Source organism: Oceanispirochaeta sp. (assembly GCF_027859075.1).
GTDB lineage: Bacteria > Spirochaetota > Spirochaetia > DSM-2461 > DSM-2461 > Oceanispirochaeta.
Window position 1 is genome coordinate 1 of the sequence record NZ_JAQIBL010000280.1, and the last position, 3,280, is coordinate 3,280.

Sequence of the window (3,280 nt, forward strand, 5' to 3'; positions counted from 1 at the left end):
TAAAAGAACAATTAGCAAGTGATCTGCTTATTCAGCAAAATCACTTTAGTTCCGAGCGATTCAGGCTGATTACCCGAACGCTCCGTGAATATAACGTTTATACCCATTTTTTGTCAACACAATATTTCAAAAAAAACAATGCTGATCACTGCATCACCCATACACCCTTTACCGTAAAGGATTTAGGGGCTTTTTTATTTTCGACCATCTTTGTATATAAGATAAAGAACCCTTCAATTGAAACATTGACCGTACGACCTTATTTAGATATTATTTTTTCATGGCTCAAATTGATAATCCAGTATATAAGAAATGTGTGAACTGTGGCAGACATAGTCCTGAAGCAAGAATGATTATGGGACAGTTTTGCTCTGAAGATTGTGCCGGTCAGTACAGACGCTGCCCCCACTGCGGGGACTATTTCATACTGGATGAGGATAAGGAGCAAAAGTTCTGTTCTTCAGACTGCCAGAACAATGATAAAATTTATATTCCAGGAGATCATAAGTGAATCTAATATTTTTAGGCCCTCCCGGGGCGGGAAAAGGAACAATGGCGTTCCGCGCCAAAGAGCATTACAACATCCCTCACATTTCTACAGGAGACTTGTTTCGGGCTGCCGTTAAGAACCAGAGCGAACTGGGTATGAAAGTAAAATCTATCCTTGATGCCGGTGATCTTGTACCTGATGAATTAACAACCTCCATAGTAGAAGAGAGATTAAACCAGGACGATACGGTTCATGGGTACATTCTGGATGGCTTTCCCAGAACTCTTCCCCAGGCAAAAGCTCTGAAGAAATTCAGCACCATTGATAAAGCAGTAAACTTTACGGTCAGCGAGGAAGAGGTCATCCGCAGACTATCGGGTAGAAGAGTATGCCCATCTTGCGGTGAAAGTTTTCACATAGAATTTATACCACCAAGGAAAGAAGGCATCTGTGATAAATGTGGTAGTGAATTGTACACCCGGAAGGATGACCAGATTGATGCCATTAGAAACCGCTTATCCGTCTATGCTTTGTCAACAGAACCCCTCATCAGCTTTTATAGGGATGAAGGGAAATTGGTGGATGTTGACAGCAACCAGCATCCCGATAGTGTATTTAAAGACCTGATAGAAACCCTCAGATGAAAAAACCGCCGGATTTGAACCGGCGGTTTTTTCATTTCTGACGTCCCAGACAGTTTATAGGCTCAGAATGTTTTAACTTTGTCCTTATCAGTTATTGTCCCATCTACAGCGTCTGCATCAACAGTTGAATCCTCGCTCAACTCGGGCTCTTTTATATGATCTTTGATCAGCTTCTCCAAATCGCCTTTATAAAGAGGATCCACATATACAATAAGTTCATCCAGGGACTCTTTGTCTGAGTATCCAGCATCAAGAGCACTAATAAGATCAGCCTGTCCCAGGATGATATCATCAAGGAACTGTATCTCGATTTGACTCTTTTCAAAATAATACTCTTTCATAAGACCTTCTTCGGGTTGATCTTCAATCAGAAAATCAATCATTGTCAGGACCTTATCATATTGTTCTGTCTTCAGATAAAGGTCTTTCATAGCCAGATAGATTTCTGAATAACCCTCATACTCCAGAAGGAAGTCTTCATAATACCCGATAGCCGAGTCAACATCATCTTCAGCTAATGATAACTCTGCCAGGAGAACCGTGTATTCCTGTTTATCTTCCAGCCTCAAAAGTCTTTCAAGATAAAAGCGGGACATCCCCCAATTAGCTTTCTTCTTTTCCAGAAGGCACAGATTATAGAGCGATCTGATATGGACGGAGTCCAGGGCTAAACTCTTTCTGTAATAACCTCCGGCTCTCTCAGAATCCCCAACCTTGTACCAGGAATAACCAAGCATCTCAAGTACAAGCAGATTCTCCGGATCTTCAGCTTCCAGATCATTTAATAGCTTTAAAGCGGTATTATAGTCTTCAATCTCTAAATTTGTTCTGGCCAGATTAAAAGCCGCCTGATTCAGGGATGAATCCAGATCCAGTGCGCGTCTGTAATACTCTGCTGCCTTATCGTACTCTTCCAGATCAGAATAAGCATTCCCGATATTGTAATAATCACGGGACAGCTCAATCCGCAAAGCAGCACTCTGACAGGAGGAGAAAAGAAAGAGGCTTATAAGCAGTGAACTAATTACCCAAAATTGTCTGCTCAATAGTCCTGACCTGTGATCGATATAGATTTGCCAATGTAGTTCCATAATCTGCAATCAATTGAATCATATTCCTGGGATACTCATCCTGATCTTTTCCGTTGAGCCTGTCTCCGGCATCCCCTAGCCCGGGAAGGATATAGGCAGCATCATTAAGAACTGGATCCAACCATAATGTATAACAGGTTATATCTTCAATGGAGCGGATAATCTGCAAAGTACCTTTCAATGCGGATATTACATTCAGGAAACGAATGGACCGGGGTTTCACCCCCAGTTTCAGAATATACTTGACAATGGTAACCAGACTTCCACCGGTGGCATTCATTGGATCTGCGAAAATCAGATCCTTCCCATGAAGTGATTCCGGATCAAAAAAAGACTTTTCCAGGTCCAGTATATATTCCATATTATGCTTCATCCGGGATTCATCTCTTTTGATCTTGAACAAAGCAAAGGGAGTGACATATCCCGTAGAAGAGTACTCCTGAATTTCTTTGCTTAGAATCATGGACGGCAGGAGAGCCCCCCGGAGCATGACACACATGACAGAGTTTGAAATGGCGTCATCCACATCAGGAATTTTATGAACAGCATAATTTTGAACAGGAACTGTCACCGGTGTTTTGACAATCAGATGGTTTTTACTGTTTATCTCTCCGCTGTCATAGGCAAGATTGAATAAAAGCTCATAAGCCCGCTGTACATAATAGACAAATTCATCATGGGGAGTCCTCAAGTCTCTGAGCTTTGCGATCAGCCTGGAGACTTCTCCATGCTTGATCTGCGGAGTCTCAAAGGAATACACACGAATAGAATCTTCCTTGGATGTAATCTCTTTCATGAAATCACCCATAATGTCGTAGAGTTTTATGATTTTGTCTGTTTCTTTCCTGATGACCGATGAATTCCCTTCGGCAACAGAAAGAGAGCGAAATGATTCTATGGCCAGGCTATAGTGTTTGTTCATTTCAGAAATATTTTTGTGGTCTTCGTCAGTGAGATAACCATTCAAATCTTCTGCTTTGAGAATGACTTTCTTTTCCATATTCAGTTCCTTGTCACATTAAAATTAAACTCATTATACACAAGAAGGCCGCCCG

At 41.5% G+C, this 3,280-nt stretch carries 5 protein-coding genes; 3 read left to right on the forward strand and 2 right to left on the reverse strand.

Going from position 1 to position 3,280, the window contains the following annotated elements; translation table 11 throughout:
• The 3 genes from PF479_RS15635 to PF479_RS15645 form a co-directional block, all read left to right on the forward strand.
• Positions 1 to 320: hypothetical protein (locus PF479_RS15635; RefSeq protein ID WP_298008313.1), on the forward strand; the 320-nt coding region annotated here is incomplete at its 5' end.
• A 35-nt stretch (positions 321 to 355) separates the two neighbouring features.
• Positions 356 to 511 (forward strand): hypothetical protein, encoded by a 156-nt coding sequence (locus PF479_RS15640; protein WP_298008316.1) that lies wholly within the window; start codon positions 356 to 358, stop codon positions 509 to 511.
• On the forward strand, positions 508 to 1,134 hold the full coding sequence (locus PF479_RS15645; protein ID WP_298008319.1) for an adenylate kinase: 627 nt from the start codon (positions 508 to 510) through the stop codon (positions 1,132 to 1,134). Before PF479_RS15640 ends, PF479_RS15645 begins: the two co-directional genes overlap by 4 nt.
• Positions 1,135 to 1,196: 62 nt before the next feature.
• Here PF479_RS15645 and PF479_RS15650 read toward each other — a convergent pair whose 3' ends face one another.
• Positions 1,197 to 2,105: a lipopolysaccharide assembly protein LapB gene (locus PF479_RS15650; protein ID WP_298008322.1), complete on the reverse strand. Its 909-nt coding sequence runs from the start codon at positions 2,103 to 2,105 to the stop codon at positions 1,197 to 1,199.
• 49 nt (positions 2,106 to 2,154) lie between these two features.
• Entirely contained in the window at positions 2,155 to 3,225 is a 1,071-nt protein-coding gene (locus tag PF479_RS15655) for a uracil phosphoribosyltransferase (protein WP_298008325.1), read from the reverse strand.
• Positions 3,226 to 3,280: the final 55 nt, after the last annotated feature.

Coding starts and splice junctions, on each gene's coding strand:
- PF479_RS15655 (WP_298008325.1), bottom strand. CDS start 3,225: ATGGAAAAGAAAGTCATTCTCAAAGCAGAAGATTTGAATGGTTATCTC.
- PF479_RS15640 (WP_298008316.1), top strand. CDS start 356: ATGGGACAGTTTTGCTCTGAAGATTGTGCCGGTCAGTACAGACGCTGC.